This window comes from Marinilactibacillus sp. 15R, from assembly GCF_001895285.1.
GTDB classification, from domain to species: domain Bacteria; phylum Bacillota; class Bacilli; order Lactobacillales; family Carnobacteriaceae_A; genus Marinilactibacillus; species Marinilactibacillus piezotolerans.
This window is the reverse complement of record NZ_CP017761.1, coordinates 2,147,024-2,165,506: the sequence shown is the minus strand read 5'-3', so window position 1 is coordinate 2,165,506 and position 18,483 is coordinate 2,147,024. Positions and strand designations below refer to the sequence as shown.

General features: G+C 34.2%; 19 protein-coding genes. 15 read left to right on the top strand and 4 right to left on the bottom strand.

Annotated features, from left to right (window positions below; genetic code table 11):
* Positions 1-12 precede the first annotated feature (12 nt).
* The 8 genes from BKP56_RS10755 to BKP56_RS10720 all read left to right on the top strand — a co-directional run bounded on the left by BKP56_RS10755 (position 13) and on the right by BKP56_RS10720 (position 8,377).
* Positions 13-1,062, top strand: coding sequence for a galactitol-1-phosphate 5-dehydrogenase (locus BKP56_RS10755; RefSeq protein WP_072695074.1), 1,050 nt, complete (start codon positions 13-15; stop codon positions 1,060-1,062).
* A gap of 42 nt (positions 1,063-1,104) precedes the next feature.
* A complete protein-coding gene (locus BKP56_RS10750) occupies positions 1,105-2,097 on the top strand; it encodes a zinc-binding dehydrogenase (protein ID WP_218149697.1) in 993 nt (330 codons plus the stop codon).
* Between the two features lie 93 nt (positions 2,098-2,190).
* Positions 2,191-2,637: a ribose 5-phosphate isomerase B gene (gene rpiB / locus BKP56_RS10745; protein WP_072695072.1), complete on the top strand. Its 447-nt coding sequence runs from the start codon at positions 2,191-2,193 to the stop codon at positions 2,635-2,637.
* Positions 2,638-2,737: 100 nt separating this feature from the next.
* Positions 2,738-4,744, top strand: coding sequence for a transketolase (gene tkt, locus BKP56_RS10740; RefSeq protein ID WP_072696131.1), 2,007 nt, complete (start codon positions 2,738-2,740; stop codon positions 4,742-4,744).
* Positions 4,737-5,381, top strand: coding sequence for a ribulose-phosphate 3-epimerase (gene rpe, locus BKP56_RS10735; RefSeq protein ID WP_072695071.1), 645 nt, complete (start codon positions 4,737-4,739; stop codon positions 5,379-5,381). The genes tkt and rpe overlap by 8 nt, the downstream gene beginning before the upstream one ends.
* Positions 5,382-5,695: 314 nt before the next feature.
* A complete protein-coding gene (locus BKP56_RS10730) occupies positions 5,696-6,433 on the top strand; it encodes an SDR family NAD(P)-dependent oxidoreductase (RefSeq protein WP_198033943.1) in 738 nt (245 codons plus the stop codon).
* A 195-nt stretch (positions 6,434-6,628) separates the two neighbouring features.
* Entirely contained in the window at positions 6,629-7,120 is a 492-nt protein-coding gene (locus BKP56_RS10725; RefSeq protein WP_072695069.1) for a hypothetical protein, read from the top strand.
* A 153-nt stretch (positions 7,121-7,273) separates the two neighbouring features.
* Positions 7,274-8,377, top strand: coding sequence for an NADH-dependent flavin oxidoreductase (locus BKP56_RS10720; RefSeq protein WP_072695068.1), 1,104 nt, complete (start codon positions 7,274-7,276; stop codon positions 8,375-8,377).
* Between the two features lie 64 nt (positions 8,378-8,441).
* Here BKP56_RS10720 and BKP56_RS10715 read toward each other — a convergent pair whose 3' ends face one another.
* Entirely contained in the window at positions 8,442-8,969 is a 528-nt protein-coding gene (locus BKP56_RS10715; RefSeq protein WP_072695067.1) for a hypothetical protein, read from the bottom strand.
* A gap of 484 nt (positions 8,970-9,453) precedes the next feature.
* On the opposite strand from BKP56_RS10715, the gene BKP56_RS10710 reads away from it, so the two are divergent.
* The 3 genes from BKP56_RS10710 to BKP56_RS10700 are packed head-to-tail and all read left to right on the top strand — an operon-like array spanning position 9,454 to position 12,150.
* Complete coding sequence (locus tag BKP56_RS10710; protein ID WP_198033942.1) at positions 9,454-10,101, top strand: TetR/AcrR family transcriptional regulator; 648 nt, start codon at positions 9,454-9,456, stop codon at positions 10,099-10,101.
* Between the two features lie 19 nt (positions 10,102-10,120).
* A complete protein-coding gene (locus BKP56_RS10705) occupies positions 10,121-11,020 on the top strand; it encodes an ABC transporter ATP-binding protein (protein WP_072695065.1) in 900 nt (299 codons plus the stop codon).
* Positions 11,020-12,150, top strand: a complete 1,131-nt coding sequence (locus tag BKP56_RS10700) for an ABC transporter permease (protein WP_072695064.1) — start codon at positions 11,020-11,022, stop codon at positions 12,148-12,150. The genes BKP56_RS10705 and BKP56_RS10700 overlap by 1 nt, the downstream gene beginning before the upstream one ends.
* A gap of 156 nt (positions 12,151-12,306) precedes the next feature.
* Here BKP56_RS10700 and istB read toward each other — a convergent pair whose 3' ends face one another.
* A complete protein-coding gene (istB, locus tag BKP56_RS10695; RefSeq protein ID WP_022796280.1) occupies positions 12,307-13,062 on the bottom strand; it encodes an IS21-like element helper ATPase IstB in 756 nt (251 codons plus the stop codon).
* Entirely contained in the window at positions 13,052-14,608 is a 1,557-nt protein-coding gene (gene istA, locus BKP56_RS10690) for an IS21 family transposase (protein ID WP_072693405.1), read from the bottom strand. The genes istB and istA overlap by 11 nt, the downstream gene beginning before the upstream one ends.
* 172 nt (positions 14,609-14,780) lie before the next feature.
* Between istA and BKP56_RS10685 the strand changes: the two genes are divergently transcribed.
* The 3 genes from BKP56_RS10685 (at position 14,781) to BKP56_RS10675 (ending at position 16,746) form a co-directional block, all read left to right on the top strand.
* On the top strand, positions 14,781-15,284 hold the full coding sequence (locus BKP56_RS10685) for a hypothetical protein (RefSeq protein ID WP_072695063.1): 504 nt from the start codon (positions 14,781-14,783) through the stop codon (positions 15,282-15,284).
* A gap of 152 nt (positions 15,285-15,436) precedes the next feature.
* Entirely contained in the window at positions 15,437-15,769 is a 333-nt protein-coding gene (locus BKP56_RS10680) for a PadR family transcriptional regulator (RefSeq protein WP_072695062.1), read from the top strand.
* Complete coding sequence (locus tag BKP56_RS10675; RefSeq protein WP_072695061.1) at positions 15,766-16,746, top strand: permease prefix domain 1-containing protein; 981 nt, start codon at positions 15,766-15,768, stop codon at positions 16,744-16,746. Before BKP56_RS10680 ends, BKP56_RS10675 begins: the two co-directional genes overlap by 4 nt.
* A gap of 77 nt (positions 16,747-16,823) precedes the next feature.
* Here the strand turns inward: BKP56_RS10675 and BKP56_RS10670 are convergent, their stop codons facing one another.
* Positions 16,824-17,786, bottom strand: a complete 963-nt coding sequence (locus tag BKP56_RS10670) for an IS30 family transposase (protein WP_072695060.1) — start codon at positions 17,784-17,786, stop codon at positions 16,824-16,826.
* 104 nt (positions 17,787-17,890) lie between these two features.
* On the opposite strand from BKP56_RS10670, the gene BKP56_RS10665 reads away from it, so the two are divergent.
* The gene (locus BKP56_RS10665; protein ID WP_072695059.1) at positions 17,891-18,349 is read left to right on the top strand and encodes a hypothetical protein; all 459 of its coding nucleotides are present in this window, start codon (positions 17,891-17,893) and stop codon (positions 18,347-18,349) included.
* Positions 18,350-18,483 lie beyond the last annotated feature (134 nt).

The window sequence follows — 18,483 nt, the reverse complement described above, 5'->3', positions numbered from 1 at the left end:
GGAGACGTATACATGTTTGCAGCAGTATTACATGAAGAACATTCTATAGAAATCGAAGATATTCATGAGCAGCCTTTAGAAGATAAAGAGGTACGAGTAAAAGTTATGGCTGCAGGCATTTGCGGCTCAGATACTCATAAAATGCGTACGAAATGGAAATATGGATTTCCAGCAGTTATGGGGCATGAATTTTCTGGAGAAGTGATTGAAATAGGTTCAAAAGTAACTAAGTTCAGTATTGGTGAACGAGTTGTAGGGATACCGTTACTACCATGTTATGAATGTGAATATTGCCTGTCAGGCGAATATTCATTATGTGAAAATTATAAAATGATAGGATCACACTTTTATGGAGCCTTTGCAGAAAAAGTTGTTGTTCCAGAAAAAAATCTTCTAAAAATTGATGATTTAAGTTATGAAGAAGCGACAATGATAGAACCATTAGCAGTTGCCCTTCATGGAGTGCAGGGAATAGATCCAAAATTAGGAGATACTGTTCTTGTTTTTGGAGCAGGAAATATAGGACTATTAACCATTCAAGCCCTTAAAATTATCGGGGTCAAAAATATTATTGCAGTAGATGTTAAAGAGGGAAATCTAGAAGAAGCCAAGAAATATGGAGCAGATTTTACTATAAATTCTTTAGTAGAAGATCTTGAAAAACTAGTCAAAGAATACTCTGATAATAGTGGAGTGGATATCGTTTTAGAGTGTGCAGGATCGGCAATTGCTCAAGAACAATCTTTAAGAGTTGTAAAAAAACATGGGAAAATAGCTTATATCGGTATAGCATATGAAGATATTCATCTCCCAGAAGATTCATTTGAAAAGATTTTTCGACATGAGCTAACGTTAAAAGGATTCTGGAATTCATATAGTGCTCCTTTTCCGGGAAAAGAATGGACTAATAGTTATAACTTAATTAAACAAAATAAAGTAAATGTAAAAGATATGATCACCCATCGGTTTCCTTTAAACCAGACAAAGGAAGCCTTTGAGATGATATTAAAACAGAAAGAACTTCACAAAAAGGTATTAATTATTCCAAATAAGGAGATGTAAAGATTGAAAGCATTAGTGAAAACAGAACCAGGTTATGATCATATGGAGTTTAAAGAAGTTGAAGAACCAGAAGTTTACGAGGATATTGTAAAAATAAAGACTGCTTTTACCGGAATATGCGGTTCGGATATCCATACATTCAAAGGGGAATATAAAAACCCAACCACCCCTATTACTTTAGGACATGAATTTTCAGGTGTCGTTGTAGAAGTTGGACCAGATGTGAAAAGTATAAAAGTTGGAGACCGTGTAACGAGTGAGACAACTTTTCAAACTTGTGGAGAATGTCGGTATTGTAAAGAAAAAGATTATAATCTATGCAGTAATCGAAAAGGTATTGGAACTCAACAAAATGGTAGTTTTACTAAATATTTGATTTCTAGAGAAGAAAGTGTCCATGTTTTGCCAGAAAATGTTTCATTAGAAGCTGGAGCATTTACCGAACCTCTAGCATGTTGTACACATGCGGCTTTGGAAAAAACCAATATTGAAGCTACAGATATTGTATTAGTAGTGGGGCCTGGACCAATTGGATTATTACTGTCTCAAGTTGTTAAATCGAAAGGTGCAACAGTCATATTATCAGGAGTAACAAGAGATGCATCAAGATTAGAATTAGCGAAAAATCTTGGTATAGATTATACCATTGATTCTTTAACTGAAAATCTGGATGAATTAGTTCTCAAGCTGACTGATGGTTATGGAGCAGATAAAGTGTTTGACTGTTCAGGAGCTGTACCGGCTGTTAATCAAGCACTAGCACTGACTGCCAAAAAAGGTGATTTTATCCAGGTAGGTTTGTTTCCAGATAAATACATCAAACTGGATGTAGAAAGTATTATTCAACGAGAGATCAATTATGTTGGCAGCCGTTCGCAGAAACCGTCTTCTTGGCCACTAGCATTAGAATTGATCTCTAATGGGAGTGTGCAAGTAGAAAAAATGGTAACGATGACTGAAGAACTTGAGAATTGGCGCAGAGCATTTGAAGCTGTGATGGAAGGGAACGAAGTGAAAGTTTTATTGAAATCTTAATGCAGATCAAGATGAATCCAATCTAAAGTGTCTCATAATAGATTGGATTCTAATTCTGAAGTTATAATATTTATTAATTTTAGGAGGTTATATATGAATATTGTGATTGGTAGTGATCACGGTGGAATGAATCTCAAAAGTACATTGGTTAAATATTTAAAAGAAAATGATTATGAAGTAACTGACATTGGGCCTTATTCATTCGAAAGTGTAGATTATCCATCTTATGCCGTTGTAGTTTCAAATTATGTAGTAAATGAACAAGCAGATTTTGGAATATTGTGTTGTGGTACAGGGATTGGAATGTCTATCGCTGCAAACAAAATTAAAGGAATACGAGCAGCTGTTGTAGGGGATACATTTTCGGCGGAAGCAACACGAGCACATAATAACAGCAATGTATTATGTCTGGGAGAACGAGTTATTGGAGAAGGACTTGCAGTTAAAATACTTGAAACTTGGTTAAATACTAATTTTGAAGGTGGACGTCATGAACGTCGCATAGATAAAATCAGCGATTTAGAAGGACAAGATAATTAAGATTTAATCAATTTGTTTTGAATCAAAAATATAATAGTTTTCTGTAAGAAGAAAGGAATGATTGACTTTGAATAAAACTGAGACACAAGAATTTACTTTAATGGATGAAAAAATAGTTAGTACGATTAGAACTTTATCAATAGATATGGTGGAAAAAGCTAATTCCGGACATCCAGGGATGCCGATGGGAGCCGCTCCAATGGCCTATACTCTTTGGGGAAAACACCTGAAGTTTAATCCTAATAATTCTGACTGGTTCAATAGAGACCGCTTTATTCTGTCTGCTGGTCATGGATCTGCACTTTATTATAGCTTGTTACATCTATTTGGTTATGATTTATCTTTAGAAGATTTAAAAAATTTCCGTCAATGGGGCAGTAAAACGCCTGGACATCCAGAATATGGAGAAACAGACGGAGTAGATGCGACAACCGGCCCATTGGGGCAAGGAATCGCAATGGGCGTAGGTATGGCACTTGCTGAATCTCATTTAGCTGCTCAATATAATAAACCGAACTATCCCATAGTAGATCATTTTACTTATGTTATCTGTGGTGATGGAGATTTAATGGAAGGAGTGGCTTCAGAAGCATCTTCTTTTGCTGGACATAATGGTTTGGGTAAGCTGATTGTAATGTATGATTCCAATGATATTTCATTGGATGGAGATTTGAATATGTCCTTTAGTGAAAATATTCACAAAAAATATGAAGCATATGGTTGGCAAGTACTCCGTGTGGAAGATGGAAATAATCTGGAAGAAATAGATGAAGCTCTAACTCAGGCAAAAAGTGATGAGAATCGTCCGACTCTAATAGAAGTTAAAACCATTATTGGTTTCGGATCACCAAATAAAGCAGGAAGTTCTGCTTCTCATGGTGCTCCTCTAGGTGCTGAGGAAGCCATAGCAAGTAAAGCAGCGTATGGATGGACTGAAGAACCTTTCTATATTTCCGAAGAAGTAAAAACAGAATTAAGTTCTTATATAGATAAGGGGGAACACTTGGAAAGTATCTGGCAAGAATTATTTTCTGCCTATACAGAAGAATATTCTGAACTTTCAGAACAATTTTTACGTGTAGTGGAGGGTGAAATACCTCAGGATCTATCAGCGGCATTTCCTGAATTTGAGGATGATAAAGCCAAGATAGCTACAAGGTCTGCCTCAGGAGAAATGATTAATCAAATTGCAGATATTTTGCCTGAAGTTTTTGGAGGATCAGCTGATTTAGGCGGATCAAATAAAACATTCATCAATTCAAGTCCTGCTTATTCTAAAAATTCACCTGATGGGAGAAATATTTGGTTTGGTGTTAGAGAATTTGCTGTAGGCAGCATGCTGAATGGTATGGCATTACATGGTGGGTTAAAAGTGTTTGGTTCAACATTCTTTGTTTTCTCCGATTATATGAGAGCAGCAATTAGACTTTCTTCACTTATGAAGCTGCCAGTCACTTATGTATTTACTCATGATAGTATAGCGGTAGGAGAAGATGGTCCGACACATGAACCGATTGAACAGCTAGCGTCTTTAAGAGCCATGCCGGGTCTAAGAGTAATCAGGCCAGCAGACGCTAAAGAAACGGTTGCAGCTTGGAATATAGCCATAGAAAATAATGAAGGTCCTATTGCTTTAATTTTATCTCGTCAAAATCTTCCAGTTTTATCAAATAAACAAGATCGGATTCTTGAAGGCGTTCAAAAAGGTGCTTATATTGTTTCTGAATCTAACAGTAAACCACAAGCATTATTGATTGCTACCGGATCTGAAGTTTCTATTGCAGTAGAAGCTCAGAAAAAGTTGAAAAAAGAACATAATCTCTCTGTATCTGTTATTAGTATGCCTAGCTGGGAACTCTTTAAACAAACAGATCAAGATTATCAGAAAATTGTTTTACCTGACGAAGTAAAAGTAAGAGTATCGATTGAAGCTGGATCTACATTTGGCTGGAAAGAGATTGTTGGAGACAGCGGTGTTTCTATTGGAATTGATCACTTTGGTGCGTCAGCACCAGGAGATATATTATTTGAAAAATTCGGATTTACAGCAGATAACATAGTCAATACAGTTATAGAACAAGTGAAAATGAGGGATTCAAATGACTAAAATAGGGATATCAATACTTTCCTCCGATCTTTTGAATCTAGAAAAAGAAATCAAATCTATTGAACAATCGAATGTGGACTATATTCATATTGATGTAATGGATGGACATTTTGTCCCTAATATTACATTCGGCCCTGATATTGTTGCTCAAATAAAAAGGGTAACGAATATACCACTTGATGTTCATCTAATGATAAATCATCCAGAAAAATATATTGAAACGTTTGCAAGTGTGGGGGCTGATATATTAACAGTGCATTATGAAGCGTGTGATCAATTGGATGAAGTCCTTAGTCTGATACGCAGACATGGATGTAAACCTGGATTAGCCATTAAACCGACTACAAATATTGAATCTATAAAAAAATATTTAGATAAAGTTAGCTTAGTACTGCAAATGACAGTAGAACCTGGTTTTGGAGGACAAACATTTATAGAAGATACTTTAGAAAATTTACAAGTATTAAATCAATATCGATCAAATCATCATTTAAATTATATGATCGAGGTTGATGGAGGGATCAATAATATAACAGGCAAGATATGTGCTAATGCTGGAACTGACGTATTAGCAGTAGGTTCCTACTATATCAATGCATTAAATAGGGAAAAAGCAATTCAAGAATTAAAAAAATAAAAATATAATTACCTTATGGGTACACTAAACATGTATCCATAAGGTAATTTTTTATTAAATTTCATTTGAATAGTAGACCTATTTATAATCATAGAAATATTATATAGAAAATATATTTTCGATAAGTTAAATATTTTGAACAAAAATAGCACATGATGTAAATTGAGTATAAACAATGAGTTTACTGATAAATATAATTGAGGCTCTATCTATGCATCAATTTGCCATTAGACAATATAATTAAGAAGGTATTGTTTGTAATGAATAGAAGTCAGAAATTTATAAAAAAACTTATACTCAAAGGAGACAATATGATGAGACTAGAAAATAAAGTAGCATTTATTATAGGGGGAACATCTGGAATAGGAGAAGTAACCTCCAAACTGTTCGCCAAAGAAGGCGCAAAGGTAGCTGTGGGTGGACGTAATGAAGAAGAAGGAAAAAGAATAGTTCAAGAGATTGGTGATGCTCAAAATGAAGCAATTTTTGTTCAAGTTGATACTACGAAAGCCTCAGAGCTCAAACAAGCAATCAATAAAATTATAGATCACTATGGAACGATTGATATACTATACAATGGCGCTGGAATACACGATGGTTACAAAACAGTACTAGACACTGAAGAATCAGATTATGACAAGATAATGGAAGTAAATGTAAAAGGACCTTACTTGGCCACTAAAGCAGTTTTGCCTATTTTTATCGAAAAAGGAAAGGGTACAATCATAAATGTTGGATCTCAGGCAACTTTAGTAGCTGGACCAGGTGGATCGACCTATGTTACATCTAAACATGCTATTGAAGGTTTTACCAAACAATTAACTTATGACTTCGGCCAAAAAGGTATTAAAGTAAACTTGCTGGCACCAGGATTTGTAAATACGCCAATGACTGAAGGTATTGATGATGAGAGATTAAATGATATACCTTCTAAACGGGGAGGAAAACCTGAAGAAATTGCCTCTGCTGCTTTATTTTTAGCTTCAGATGATTCAAATTATATGCAAGGTGCATCTTTAGTAATAGATGGTGGCTGGACAGTAGGAAGATGATAATTTTATTTGAAGGAAAGCATAGAGTGACTTCTAAAGTTATTCTATGTTTTTTATAATAAATAATCTTATACTTCGTCATAATTTGTTCAATAACTAACAAATAAATATAAAAAAATTATGATTTTCTATATTTAAGCTTTATTTATCTTGAAAAATTTGTTAAACTATTCACAAATAAAGGAGGAGATTTAGGTGAAAAAAGTAATGTGTGCATTAAAATTTATTTTTAGAAATGGTGAAACTTGGACAATTGAACGTAAACATATAGGCGATTTATGGATTAAACAGGTTACAACTAGTTTTGGTCGTATAGGAGAAAATGACTTTCAAGAAATTCATCCTTGTGAATCATTAAAAATCGAAATAACAAGAGAAGCAGATTCTGTTAACTCTAATGATATAAATTTAGGTGGATTAGAAGCAGGAATGTTTAATCGTGTAAAACAGTTTCAAGATATTGAAATGATGGATATTCTTTATAGAGATCGTGTGAATGGTGATAAACCAGTCAGTGTAGATAAGGATCGTATTTATTTCCCATATAAAGCGTTAGATGTTGATGGTCATGATAACCAATACCAGTCAAGTATGATATCAGATGACGATAAATTATATATCGTAATAGATCCAGATAAGACAGTGCAGGATATTTATGGAGCTAAATTAGCTAATAAAGCAATGTAATGAATCATTATAAAATTAAATTTAAAACAGTTTGTTAGGTCATGTTATTTAACTTGATCTAATAGACTGTTTTTTTGATCAGTAATAAGGATTGATGTTATCAGCTAAAAGAGTTACAATAAGTAAGTAAATAAAAAGTAAAGGATGTTTTCGATGAGTATTTTAGGAAATCCAATTAAACTGCAAAGTGGAGTCACCTTAAAAAATAGAGCGATTATGGCACCAATGACTAACATGATGAGCTTTTTTGACGGAACGATCACTGATAATGAGTTACAATATTATTCACTCAGAAGCGGAGAAGTAGGAGCTGTTATTACAGCTGCTTCTAATGTACAAGAAATTGGACAAGGATGGGAAGGCGAACTTGGTGTTTTTGATGACAAACATATAAAAGGACTTTCTAAATTGGCCTCTGCTATAAAAAAATCTGGAACTAAAGCCATACTGCAAATTTTCCACGGTGGTAGAATGACTAATTCTAAGATCTTAAGAGGAAAACAACCGGTGTCAGCCAGCGCAGTAAAAGCAGAACGCGCTGATGCTGAGGAACCTAGATCTTTAACAGATGAAGAAATTATTCAAGTAATTGAAGATTTTAAATCAGCTACTATAAGAGCAATTAAAGCTGGATTCGATGGAGTCGAATTGCATGGAGCGAATACTTACTTGATTCAACAATTCTTTTCTCCACATTCCAATAGAAGAGAGGATAAATGGGGAGGGAATCTGGAGAAACGATTCCATTTTGTTAATCAGTTAGTTGATGGAGTAATCAAAACAGTGAAAGAAAATGCCTCAGAACCTTTTATTATAGGATATAGATTTTCACCTGAAGAATATGAAAATCCTGGTATTAGAATAGATGATACCCTTTACCTAGTTGATCAGTTATCTAATAAAAATCTTGATTATCTGCATATTTCTCTGGGAGATTATCAACAATATTCTAAATTTGATCAAACAAAAGAACAGACGATTCTACAAACTATTCATAAAAAAATTGCTGGAAGAATCCCTTTGATAAGTGTAGGCAATATTAGAACTGGTTCTGACGCTGATAATGCCCTTAAAGATAGTGAAATGGTAGCACTAGGAAGAGTCCTGCTTGCAGATCCTCATTGGACAAGTAAAGTATTAAGTAATAGAGAAGACCAGATACGCCATATGGTTACTGAAGAAGAGCGGGATGAGTTGCACCTGAATACTGGTGTCTGGATGTTTATGAATGCCATGATGCCCGAACGTATAAAATAATCAATTAAAAAAGCTGTAAGGAAATGCTGAATGTTCAGCATTTCTTTGCAGCTTTTTATATATCTTAACTAAATTGGATGTAAATACTAATATCAAAAGGATCTGCTTCTTTCACAACCGATTGTGTTTTTTGGTTGAAATATTTATAAGGACCCCCTTTAATGTAGGCAAAGGCCATTATAACAGTAGACTGTAGATAATGAATAGTATTACTTGTATAATTTTTTGGTAATTTACCTAAGAAAATAGAATTAAGATAAATATCTAGGCGGTTTGCTTCATTTGGAATGAGTTTAACATCCTTTGTAGAATAACTCTCGTACTTATACACTTTTTCCTTATAATTTTTTAAGTCTTCATCTCGTTTGCCAGCATAATTTCTTTTGATCTGATTATGTTTAATCATACTTGCTGTAATCTGATTGATAGTTTCTTGGTTGGAAGTTAGTTCGCTCGCATTGATCTGAATTTTATATTCTATTGAAAGCGGAGTACGATTTTTCCTTTTAAACACTGGAATTTCTTTTATTAATTGTTGAGACTGATTTGATTGTTTCTTCCAAAATGTTTTAATAATATCTTTGAATCCCATTATTAAGCCTCCTTCCTAGTACTTCGAAAATGAAATTCATTTTTTTATAGATTATATATTAAAATAACGGTTATTATATTATATGTTACAGAAAATAGCTTATTAGTTCAACTATTATGCATTTAGAGTAATAAATAGAGAAGAAATACGATTAATATCTTAGCAAAAAGTCTAGTATTGATTATATGTATATTATTGTATACAGAAAATAAAATTTAAACTATTTGGATTCCCCACTTTATGTTAGTTTGCGTTCTCGATTTAAGTTAATATCATACAAGCATGAAATATAAAATAACATTGAAATATATGTTTATCCTAAAACTTTATTTAAAGTTTATTGATTAGATAATTTTTTTTATTTTATAGTTTCTTATTGGAAAAGTAAATTAGAAGAATGCAATTGACCGCCTTGGTCAAAAGTGATAAAATTAATTTATCGACCAGGGTGGTCATCTTTTGTTGGTTGATGGGGAGGGTAGTTATGAGCGAAGCATTTTATAAGCTTTCATTAGAAAAACAGAATATGATTTTAAATGAGGCTTACAAAGAATTTACGGAAAATGGATATGAAAAAGCTTCTACAAATATCATAGCTAAAAATTCAGAAATTGGTAAAGGTACATTGTTTTATTATTTTGGTAATAAGCGTAAACTTTTTGATTTTTTAGTTGACACAGCTTTTCAGTTAACTTATGAGGTGTATTTTAATAATATTGATTTTGAACAAACAGACTTTTTTAAACGCTTAATAGAAGTCAGTCAATTAAAGCAGAATGTGTATAAAAACTATCAATATCCGATGGGGTTTATTTCAAAAATTCTTATGGCATCGGGTGAATTTGATTTATCCGAAGAACACATGAAGAAAAGAGCTATTGTAGAAGAAACATGGTCACAAGTGCTAAAGAAAAATATTGATTTTTCAAAGTTCAGAGAAGATCTTCCACAGGAAGTTACGTTTAATTTTATTAGATGGACACTTGAAGGATACCGTCAAGAATTAGAAATGAGAGTCAAACAAACAGACGGATTTTTAATGAATGAAGAAAATATCAAAACTTATTATGATGAATATTTCAGCTATATAAATACGCTAAAAAAGATTTATTATAAAGAAAATCTAGATTAAAAATATTGGAGGGAGATCAATGAGTATTCTTGAAGTCAAACATCTTTCAAAATTATTCGGCAAGCAAGCAGCATTGAAAGATGTCTCTTTCAACTTAGGTGAAGGAGAAATACTAGGATTTATTGGACCCAATGGTGCTGGTAAATCTACTACAATCAGAATCATATTAGGAATGCTGAGAGCAACTGAGGGATCAGTTACTTTATTTGGAAAAGATGCCTGGGATGATGCAGTTGAAGTACATAAAAGAATTGCCTATGTTCCGGGAGATGTTAATCTTTGGCCGAACCTGACAGGGGGAGAGGTTATCGATCTGTTTTTGAGTATGCGCGGAGTAGAAGTGAAAGCTGCTCAGAAAGAAGAGTTAATGAGAGAATTTGAATTCGACCCAACAAAAAAATGTAGAAGCTACTCTAAAGGGAACAGACAGAAAGTAGCTCTGATTGCTGCTTTTGCAGCTGAGGCAGATCTATACATTTTAGATGAACCAACTTCAGGGCTTGATCCTCTTCAAGAACGAGTATTCCAAGAGCATATCAAAAAAGCAAAAGCAAGAGGAGCTAGTGTACTGTTATCAAGTCATATTTTGTCAGAAGTAGAAGAGCTTTGTGATACAGTCGCTATTATTCGTAAAGGTAAAATAGTAGAATCAGGAAAGCTTGATGAACTGAGACATTTAACTCGCACTCAAGTGAAGTTACAAGTATTAGAGTCTGTAGATCATTTGCAAGAAAAAAATTATATTCATGAATTCATAAAAGATAAGGATAAGGTTTTCTTCCAATTAGATTCTAATCATACTGATGATCTGATTCGAGAAATACAAGGACATGGTATAGTAAAATTCGAAAGTACACCTCCAAAATTGGAAGATTTGTTCATGAGACATTATTCTAGGAGCTCGGAAGGTGATGTGTAATGCAGTCATTTAAACAATCAAAAAAACTACTTATTTTTTCCCTTAAAAGAGAAAAAATAAAACTTTCGTATTGGTTGATCGGCTGTTTATCGTTTGTGATAATCGGTATCATTGCATTTGTTTTAACGTATAATGATCCAAATGATAGGCAAGCAATGGTAGGAGCTATGTCAAATCCAGCAATGGAAGCTTTATTCGGGAAAGTAATTGGTGTTGACAACTATACAATCGGTGCCATGTACTCTCATACAATGACTGTGATGACTTTGTCATTAATTTCAATCAGTGCAATTCTTCTAGTTGTGAGAAATACAAGACTGGAAGAAGAAGAGGGAATGATAGAAATTTTTCGAGCATTGCCTACAGGTAAACTAGCTCATACAACTTCAGCAATCACACTACTTGCTATATACAACATCATACTTGCGGTACTTTCAGCTATTATATTAATTATTTTTGGTGATAATAGTGTTGATGTTAATGGTGCCGTATTAACTGGAGTTATTTATGGCTCAGTTGGACTTTTTTATGGTTCAGTTGCGTTACTATTTTCACAGTTATCCAGCAATAGTAGAAATGCTACTATGTTTTCTTTGGTTTTTTTAGGCCTATCCTATGTTTTGAGAATTATAGGAGATTCAGGTTTCGAGTTGATAAGCTGGATATCACCGCTGGGATTGTTGTATCGAACGAAACCATTTGTAACGAATAATTGGTGGCCGGTATTAATTCTATTCTTTGGAACGATAATTTTCATTGTAATTTCTCTTTATCTTCAAAAACGTCGAGACTTAGGTTCAGGGTTATTACCATCTAGAGTTGGAAAACGTTCTGCTTCAAGACTTTTGAGGACGGTTCCTGGTTTGGCATTGAACTTACTTAAAGCTCCATTAATTATCTGGACCCTTTCACTTATCTTATTAGGAGTGACTTATGGATCTGTAATGGGGGATTTAGAGACTTTGATAGCAGGAAATGAAGTAATTGAAAAAATTATTGAAAATAATCCTGATCAGAATATTGTAAAACAATTTATAGCTATTATATTAGGCTTATTATCCATAGCAACAGTTATTCCAGTTATTCAGATAGTAATGAAATTGACTACTGCCACACATTTGTACCATTGATGCCAACTTTCTTACCACTGTTTGCCAAAGAATGTACCACCTTTTGCCAGCTCGATGTACCACTAAAGAAATATCCCATAACCACTGTGATTTAAGTTAGTTATGGGACACCTTTACATAATCCATAGGATTATATTAGTTTTTCATAATAATATCTTAGAAGTTATTGGATAAACCCAGTCGTTCACGCATAGATGTTTCACCATCAATAGTGATGGTGTAGGAATTATGAACAATCCGATCAATAACTGCTTCTCCTGTGGGACCACCTCCCAGTTTAGAGTGCCATCCGGCTGTGTTGAACTGGGTACAGAAGATCGTAGAAGTCGTCTTTTCCCGTTTTTCTATGATTTCCATGGTCAAGTATAGTTCTTCTTCTGTTAAGTCATGAAGAAGCCACTCATCAATAATGAGTAGTTCTTTCTTGGTGTACTTACGCATTAATTTTTTATAGCTGTCATCTGGTTGATTTTTTGCTATCTTAAACTCATCTAGGAGTTCAGGTAGGCGAACATACTGAACTTTATAAAATTGACGACAAGCAGCTATACCAAAGGCACAGGCTAAGTAGGTTTTCCCAGCTCCAGTTGCTCCCATCAGAATGATGTTGTTCTTATTTTCTAAGTACAACCCAGAAGCTAAGCGTAAGATCTCTTCTTTTGGTAACCGTCGGTCTTCGAAATATTGAATCTCCTCAATTGATGCTGAAGGAACTTCGAATGCAGCTTGCCTTATTAAGCGTTGAAGCTTATTACTTTTGCGACGAGAATGTTCGCTGTCTACTAATAGCTTAAAGCGATCTTCGAAGCCCAGATCGTTATATTGCTTGTTTTGTGCCTGTTGCTTATAGGCCTCTGCCATGCCACTCATTTTCATTTCAATCAATTTTGTTATCGTATCTTCATTCATCATTTAAACGTCCTCCATAGTATCTAGCTCCACGGGTGAATCCATGGTTCTGAGTTAATTTATCTACTGCTTTCTTCATTTGTTCTTCTTTTATCTGCTTCTGATTATTTTTAAGGGCTGTTTTAACAAGAGAGACCGTCGGTCTTTCTGTGACGTCCAGTACCGTCTGGCAGGCTTTTTCCAATTCATACTTTGTGTGTTTGCGTAACACTTTCTTAAGAGTGAAAATGGACTGAACACCTTGTCGTTCAACGGCAGCGTTTTTTAGAATTAATTCGACCACTTGTAAGGTAGATCGTCCAATATCTTTTGCCCATGCAATGGCATTTTGTGGGGTTTGATCCGTATATAATTTATGGTTCTCTGGCATATGATCTCGGTTAGTGGACTGCCTGCCATATTTCCCATATAATCGTGAATGAGAAGCGATTCTCATATGATTGTAGAATACTTCAATAAGATGATCTGTAACTCTCACATCTACCTGTTGACTGATATATTCATAAGGAACAGAATAAAACTGACTTTTAACAGAGATATGATAGTCTGGTTGAACTTTGGCGGTTAACCATTCAGACATCTGATAAGGTGTTGGCGGAAGAGGAGAAAGGTACGATTTCTCTTCTTCTAAAAATGCTGACCATCTGGAACCTTCACGCTTCGTAAAATCACGATGATTGAACTCTTCTAATTTTTCTTTGGCAACGTCATTCCATTCCTTTAAAGTGAAGCATTGAGTGTGCCTCATGGCAGCGATAATCCAAGTCGAGATTGTGCGTACAGACCCTTCTACTGACGCTTTATCCTTTGGATATTTTACTCGAGCTGGCATCACGAATGTGCCGTAATGATTCGCCATATCTTTATAAGTAGGATTTAGTACTAATTGCTTTCGCGTATTTTCCTGAACCCCTGTTTTTAAGTTGTCAGGGACTAGAACTTCACTCACACCACCAAAATAGTCGTAAGCATGTCTATGGGCTGTGATCCACGACGTTAAGTTCATTGATAAAAAACCTTCAACGTAGGACAATTGACTACTAGGAAATGTCGCTACGAATACATAGACTTTCACCTTCTCACCAGTATCTCGGTCAATTAAAGTACCGGTAGATCCAGCCCAGTCGACTTCTAAAATTTCTCCTGGCTTTCGTTTAATTCGCATCGTTGCCTTATGTTTTTCTGCATATTTTCTATAATGACGAATGAAACTGCGATAGGCATAAGGAATAGCGTTTTCTGCTCGACACTGCACTTCATATTCATGATGAAGCAGTGTTAAAGTGACATTCTTCTTTCCCAACTCTTTGTGAATGTATTCAAAGTCAATCGGTCGGTAACCTGATCCTTCCATCGTCTTTTCAGGATACAAAAACTCTTCGAGCCATTTATCTGTCATCTCATCTGTTAACGGTAGTGTCACCTCCTTTTTTTCCGCAAGTCGAATGACTTCCGTTATTTTTTGTCTTGAGTGACCAGTAGCTGCACGAATACTTCGAAGCGAAAAGCCATCAGACCTCATCTCCAATACTTTCCTATATTGGAACATAAAAAAACCTCCATATAATAAATGTCATGCTTTAGGCTTAAATGCCGTAGGCATGCACATTAATTATACAGAAGTTAATAAGTGGTAAACAGGTTGGCAATGACTGGTACATTTCATGGCAAAGGGTGGTACAAAACTTGGCAGCGCTGGTACATTTCGCTGGCGGTAGTCAATGAAATTATACAGTGAAGAGAAAAAAGGACGATCTGTATATCTTTTAGTGGGGAAACACTCGAAAAATTATGTGTTAGGGGCATTTGTGGCTTTAAGCTTTTTTAGCAGTGTTTTACTGCAAATGGCACAAGTTTCTACTTTTGCAGCAGCAGTTATGACTACTCAAGTAAAAGGTGTATTTTTTAGGGATATCTTATTAAGTGGTTTAGCTTACTTGCCTGCACTATGGACCATGATTGGTTTTGTTGTTCTATTATTTGGCTGGTTACCTAGAATGATTTTCAGTGCTTGGATTCTTTTAGGTTATAGTTTTGTAATACTTTATTTTTCGAATTTATTTGATATGCCAGAATGGCTTAAAGGGATATCGCCGTTTTATCATGTTCCAGATGTTTTATCTGGGGAAATAAGCTTTATCCGTTTATTTGTACTTTTAATACTAGGGATTTTATTTAGTTTTATTGGATTTATAGGATTTAACAAAAGAGATAGCATAGAATAATCAAACGAAAATCAGATTTGAGATGACTCCGTCTTAGGTCTGATTTTTATATTTTTACTGCATCTGATGTAGTAATGTAAGTAACAATTTGCTATACTGATTACAACGACAGATGAAGTAATTTAAAATCGATACATAAAGAGGTGAGGTGAATGATCAGTAGTGATGTTAGTAGAGGATATAATGATTCATTTATCTTATCAATATTGATTGAAGGAGATTCTTATGGATATGAAGTTTCAAAGCAGATTAGAGAACGGACAAATGGTCAATATGTCATGAAAGAGACAACCCTATATTCAGCTTTTACCAGGTTGAAAAAAAAGGGTTATATTACTTCCTACCCGGGAAATGAAACACAGGGACGTAAAAGAACGTACTATAAAGTGACAGCAAAAGGTAAAGGATTTTTCTTAGAGAAAGAAAAGGAATGGTTGTTAACTAAATCTGTTGTTGATACATTTTTTGGAGGTGGAAAATATTGAATACAATACAGGAATATGTTGATAAAATGTTTAAACAAGTTGTAAAGACTGAAGAAACGGAACAATTGAGAATTGATATATTAGCGAATATGGAAGATCGTTATTTAGCTTTGATTGAAGAAGGAGCATCTGAAAACGAAGCAATTGGTACAGTAATTGTGGAGTTTGGAAATATTGAAGAAGTATTAGACGAAATGGGTCTGAACCATGAAAAAACTTCAGAAGAAATTGATATTAAAGATGTACTAGTAGTTGAATTAGCTGATGCACATGAATATATTGAAGCAAGAAGAAAAGCTGGAATGGGAATTGGTTTAGGAGTGCTGGCTTGTTCCGCTGGGTTAGCTGGACTTGTATCATCAATATCATATGTAGTAAATGGTAATGAAGGACCTGTTTTTATCGGTCTGATCTGGTTACTGATTTTCAGCTGTTTAGGTGTGGCGCAATTTATTCTTCAAGGATTACGCTTGTCTAATTACAAACAATATAGTAAGCCTTTTATATTATTACCAGAAGCACGTCAGTCTATTGAAATACTTTTAAAAAAATATAAAAAATCTCACGCATTAAGTATAGTAGTTGGTGTTGCGCTATGTATATTCTCATTACTACCGGTATTATTTGGTGCTTTCTTCTATGCTGAAGAAGTTATATTACTAGGTACTGGATTTATGTTTGTTCTAGCAAGCGTAGGAGTATTATTATTTATCTATACTGGAATGAAATGGACAGGATATCAAAATCTATTAGCGAAAGGTAAAACCGTAGAAGAGGTTATGGTTGCTAGAGATCGTGATAGTAGGAAAACTAAGATGGAACATCTATTTGACACTATTTACTGGCCAATTATAGTCGTTTTATATATAATTATCAGCTTTAGTACAGAGTCGTGGTCATGGTCTTGGATTTTATTTCCGATTGGTGGAATATTAGAAAGTACTATTAAAGCATTGTTTGATATCGAAGAAGATTAGAATAATATAAATCTGAAATACTAAAAGGGTTTTCACTATCAGAAAATTCTTTTAGTATTTTTTTAATTTCTCGTTTGTCAAATTAAGCTAGACGGTTTCCAATCTGATACATGCTCATGAAAAACTTCCATAGGGGTTCTATAATCTAAAGACTTTCTAGGAATCGTATTTCTGTAGTTTGAAACAGAAGAAATAAAGGATTGATCGGTTTTATTAAAGTCCATCTGTTTTGGCAGTCCGTCACGTCGAAGCAATCCGTTAGAGTGTTCATTCAGCCCACGCTGAGACGGACAACCAGGATCCGCAAAGAAAATAGAAATATCATGGTGGTTACTAACTGATTTCCAATTAGAGAACTCTTTTCCACAATCAAAAGTGATTGATTTAAAAGAATGGGAAGGGATACTGGAAAACCACTCAGATAATTTTTCTTCTATATCAGTTGCTTTGCGTCCTTCAGGTTTGAGTGTAAAAATGACTTTTGACAAGCGCTCAACCAATGTAATAACAGCACTTTTATGATGCTCTCCAATAATGGTATCCCCTTCAAGTTGACCAAATTCGTTCGTATAATGTGGATACGATAGGGCTCTATCCTGTAGGCTTCTCTTAAAGGCTTGTTTTCCTCTTTTCTCTTTATGGCCATTCGGTTTGCGTTTGCCTTTCAGAGGCAAAGTCGTTTGATCAAATAAAGGGCTGTCCTTGAATCTACGGTAAAGAGTTCGCATAGAGCACTTCAAATCAATTTCTTGTCTACCAATAATAACATCAGGTGTCCAACCAGATGCAACTTTGTCTTTAATGTAACGGATTTCTTTACCGGTAAAGGTTTTACGTCTGGCACCACAGTTGCTTTTATTCTTTTTATAGCGTGCATAGTAATCTTGAATCGTATATCCTTGTTTAAGATAATTGACTACATTACAGACAGGTTGTTTTGATCGTTCAAGTTTATTTGCAATTTTTGAAGCAGATAGTCCAATCGTGTGATAAGTTTCTATCCATCCAAGGTCTTCCATGGTAAGATGGGTGTAGGCCATTTGTGGTCACTCTCCTAATTTTCGTGGTTGTAAATCTGGAATGAGTGTACCACATATGGTCTTTTTAATCGTCTAGCTTAATTTTACAATTCAAGATTAATAAAATGTATAATGAAAATGAAAAAATATCAGTAAAAAAGTATTTGGCTCATTTTAAGGATAATTTCATTAAAAGTTATAAAGAAAATTGGATAATTTTGGTGTTAGCTTTACTTTTTGGGATGGACTTTTTTGTTTTTGAAAGTTCTTCCTTTTTCCCAGAATGGTTGAGTATTATTTCAATATCACTTGCCATCCTCTTTATTCTCTTAACTCTACTAACTCTTTACTTTTTTTCAGTTAGCCAATGTTTACAAGAAAAAATTCTCAATAAATGGCTCATTTCTTTTTATCTGTTATTAAAATATCCATTAATCAGCTTGGCTACTTTGGTACTTATAAGTTTAATAATTATAATATTTATGTTTTTTCCTGCATTGATATTCTTTTTTTCAATTAGTTTACCGGCTTTAATTAGTACAATAGCAGTCAATAAAGGACTAGAAAAAAAGTCTATGTTGTAAAACTAAGACTCTAAAGGAGGTATGATCCTGTTTAGAGTCTTTTATTATGCACTAATTAATACGTTACGCTAATAAGTAAATAACCTAGTAACTAGAAATCAGGAACGTCTTCTTGTACACTATTTGTTGTAGAT

What these genes read in the sequence shown, in the direction of transcription:
- BKP56_RS10755 (WP_072695074.1), top strand. Translation starts at nt 13, where the DNA reads ATGTTTGCAGCAGTATTACATGAAGAACATTCTATAGAAATCGAAGAT.
- BKP56_RS10750 (WP_218149697.1), top strand. Translation starts at nt 1,105, where the DNA reads ATGGAGTTTAAAGAAGTTGAAGAACCAGAAGTTTACGAGGATATTGTA.
- rpiB (WP_072695072.1), top strand. Translation starts at nt 2,191, where the DNA reads ATGAATATTGTGATTGGTAGTGATCACGGTGGAATGAATCTCAAAAGT.
- tkt (WP_072696131.1), top strand. Translation starts at nt 2,738, where the DNA reads ATGGATGAAAAAATAGTTAGTACGATTAGAACTTTATCAATAGATATG.
- rpe (WP_072695071.1), top strand. Translation starts at nt 4,737, where the DNA reads ATGACTAAAATAGGGATATCAATACTTTCCTCCGATCTTTTGAATCTA.
- BKP56_RS10730 (WP_198033943.1), top strand. Translation starts at nt 5,696, where the DNA reads ATGAGACTAGAAAATAAAGTAGCATTTATTATAGGGGGAACATCTGGA.
- BKP56_RS10720 (WP_072695068.1), top strand. Translation starts at nt 7,274, where the DNA reads ATGAGTATTTTAGGAAATCCAATTAAACTGCAAAGTGGAGTCACCTTA.
- BKP56_RS10715 (WP_072695067.1), bottom strand. Translation starts at nt 8,969, where the DNA reads ATGGGATTCAAAGATATTATTAAAACATTTTGGAAGAAACAATCAAAT.
- BKP56_RS10710 (WP_198033942.1), top strand. Translation starts at nt 9,454, where the DNA reads ATGAGCGAAGCATTTTATAAGCTTTCATTAGAAAAACAGAATATGATT.
- BKP56_RS10705 (WP_072695065.1), top strand. Translation starts at nt 10,121, where the DNA reads ATGAGTATTCTTGAAGTCAAACATCTTTCAAAATTATTCGGCAAGCAA.
- BKP56_RS10700 (WP_072695064.1), top strand. Translation starts at nt 11,020, where the DNA reads ATGCAGTCATTTAAACAATCAAAAAAACTACTTATTTTTTCCCTTAAA.
- istB (WP_022796280.1), bottom strand. Translation starts at nt 13,062, where the DNA reads ATGATGAATGAAGATACGATAACAAAATTGATTGAAATGAAAATGAGT.
- istA (WP_072693405.1), bottom strand. Translation starts at nt 14,608, where the DNA reads ATGTTCCAATATAGGAAAGTATTGGAGATGAGGTCTGATGGCTTTTCG.
- BKP56_RS10685 (WP_072695063.1), top strand. Translation starts at nt 14,781, where the DNA reads ATGAAATTATACAGTGAAGAGAAAAAAGGACGATCTGTATATCTTTTA.
- BKP56_RS10680 (WP_072695062.1), top strand. Translation starts at nt 15,437, where the DNA reads ATGATCAGTAGTGATGTTAGTAGAGGATATAATGATTCATTTATCTTA.
- BKP56_RS10670 (WP_072695060.1), bottom strand. Translation starts at nt 17,786, where the DNA reads ATGGCCTACACCCATCTTACCATGGAAGACCTTGGATGGATAGAAACT.
- BKP56_RS10665 (WP_072695059.1), top strand. Translation starts at nt 17,891, where the DNA reads ATGTATAATGAAAATGAAAAAATATCAGTAAAAAAGTATTTGGCTCAT.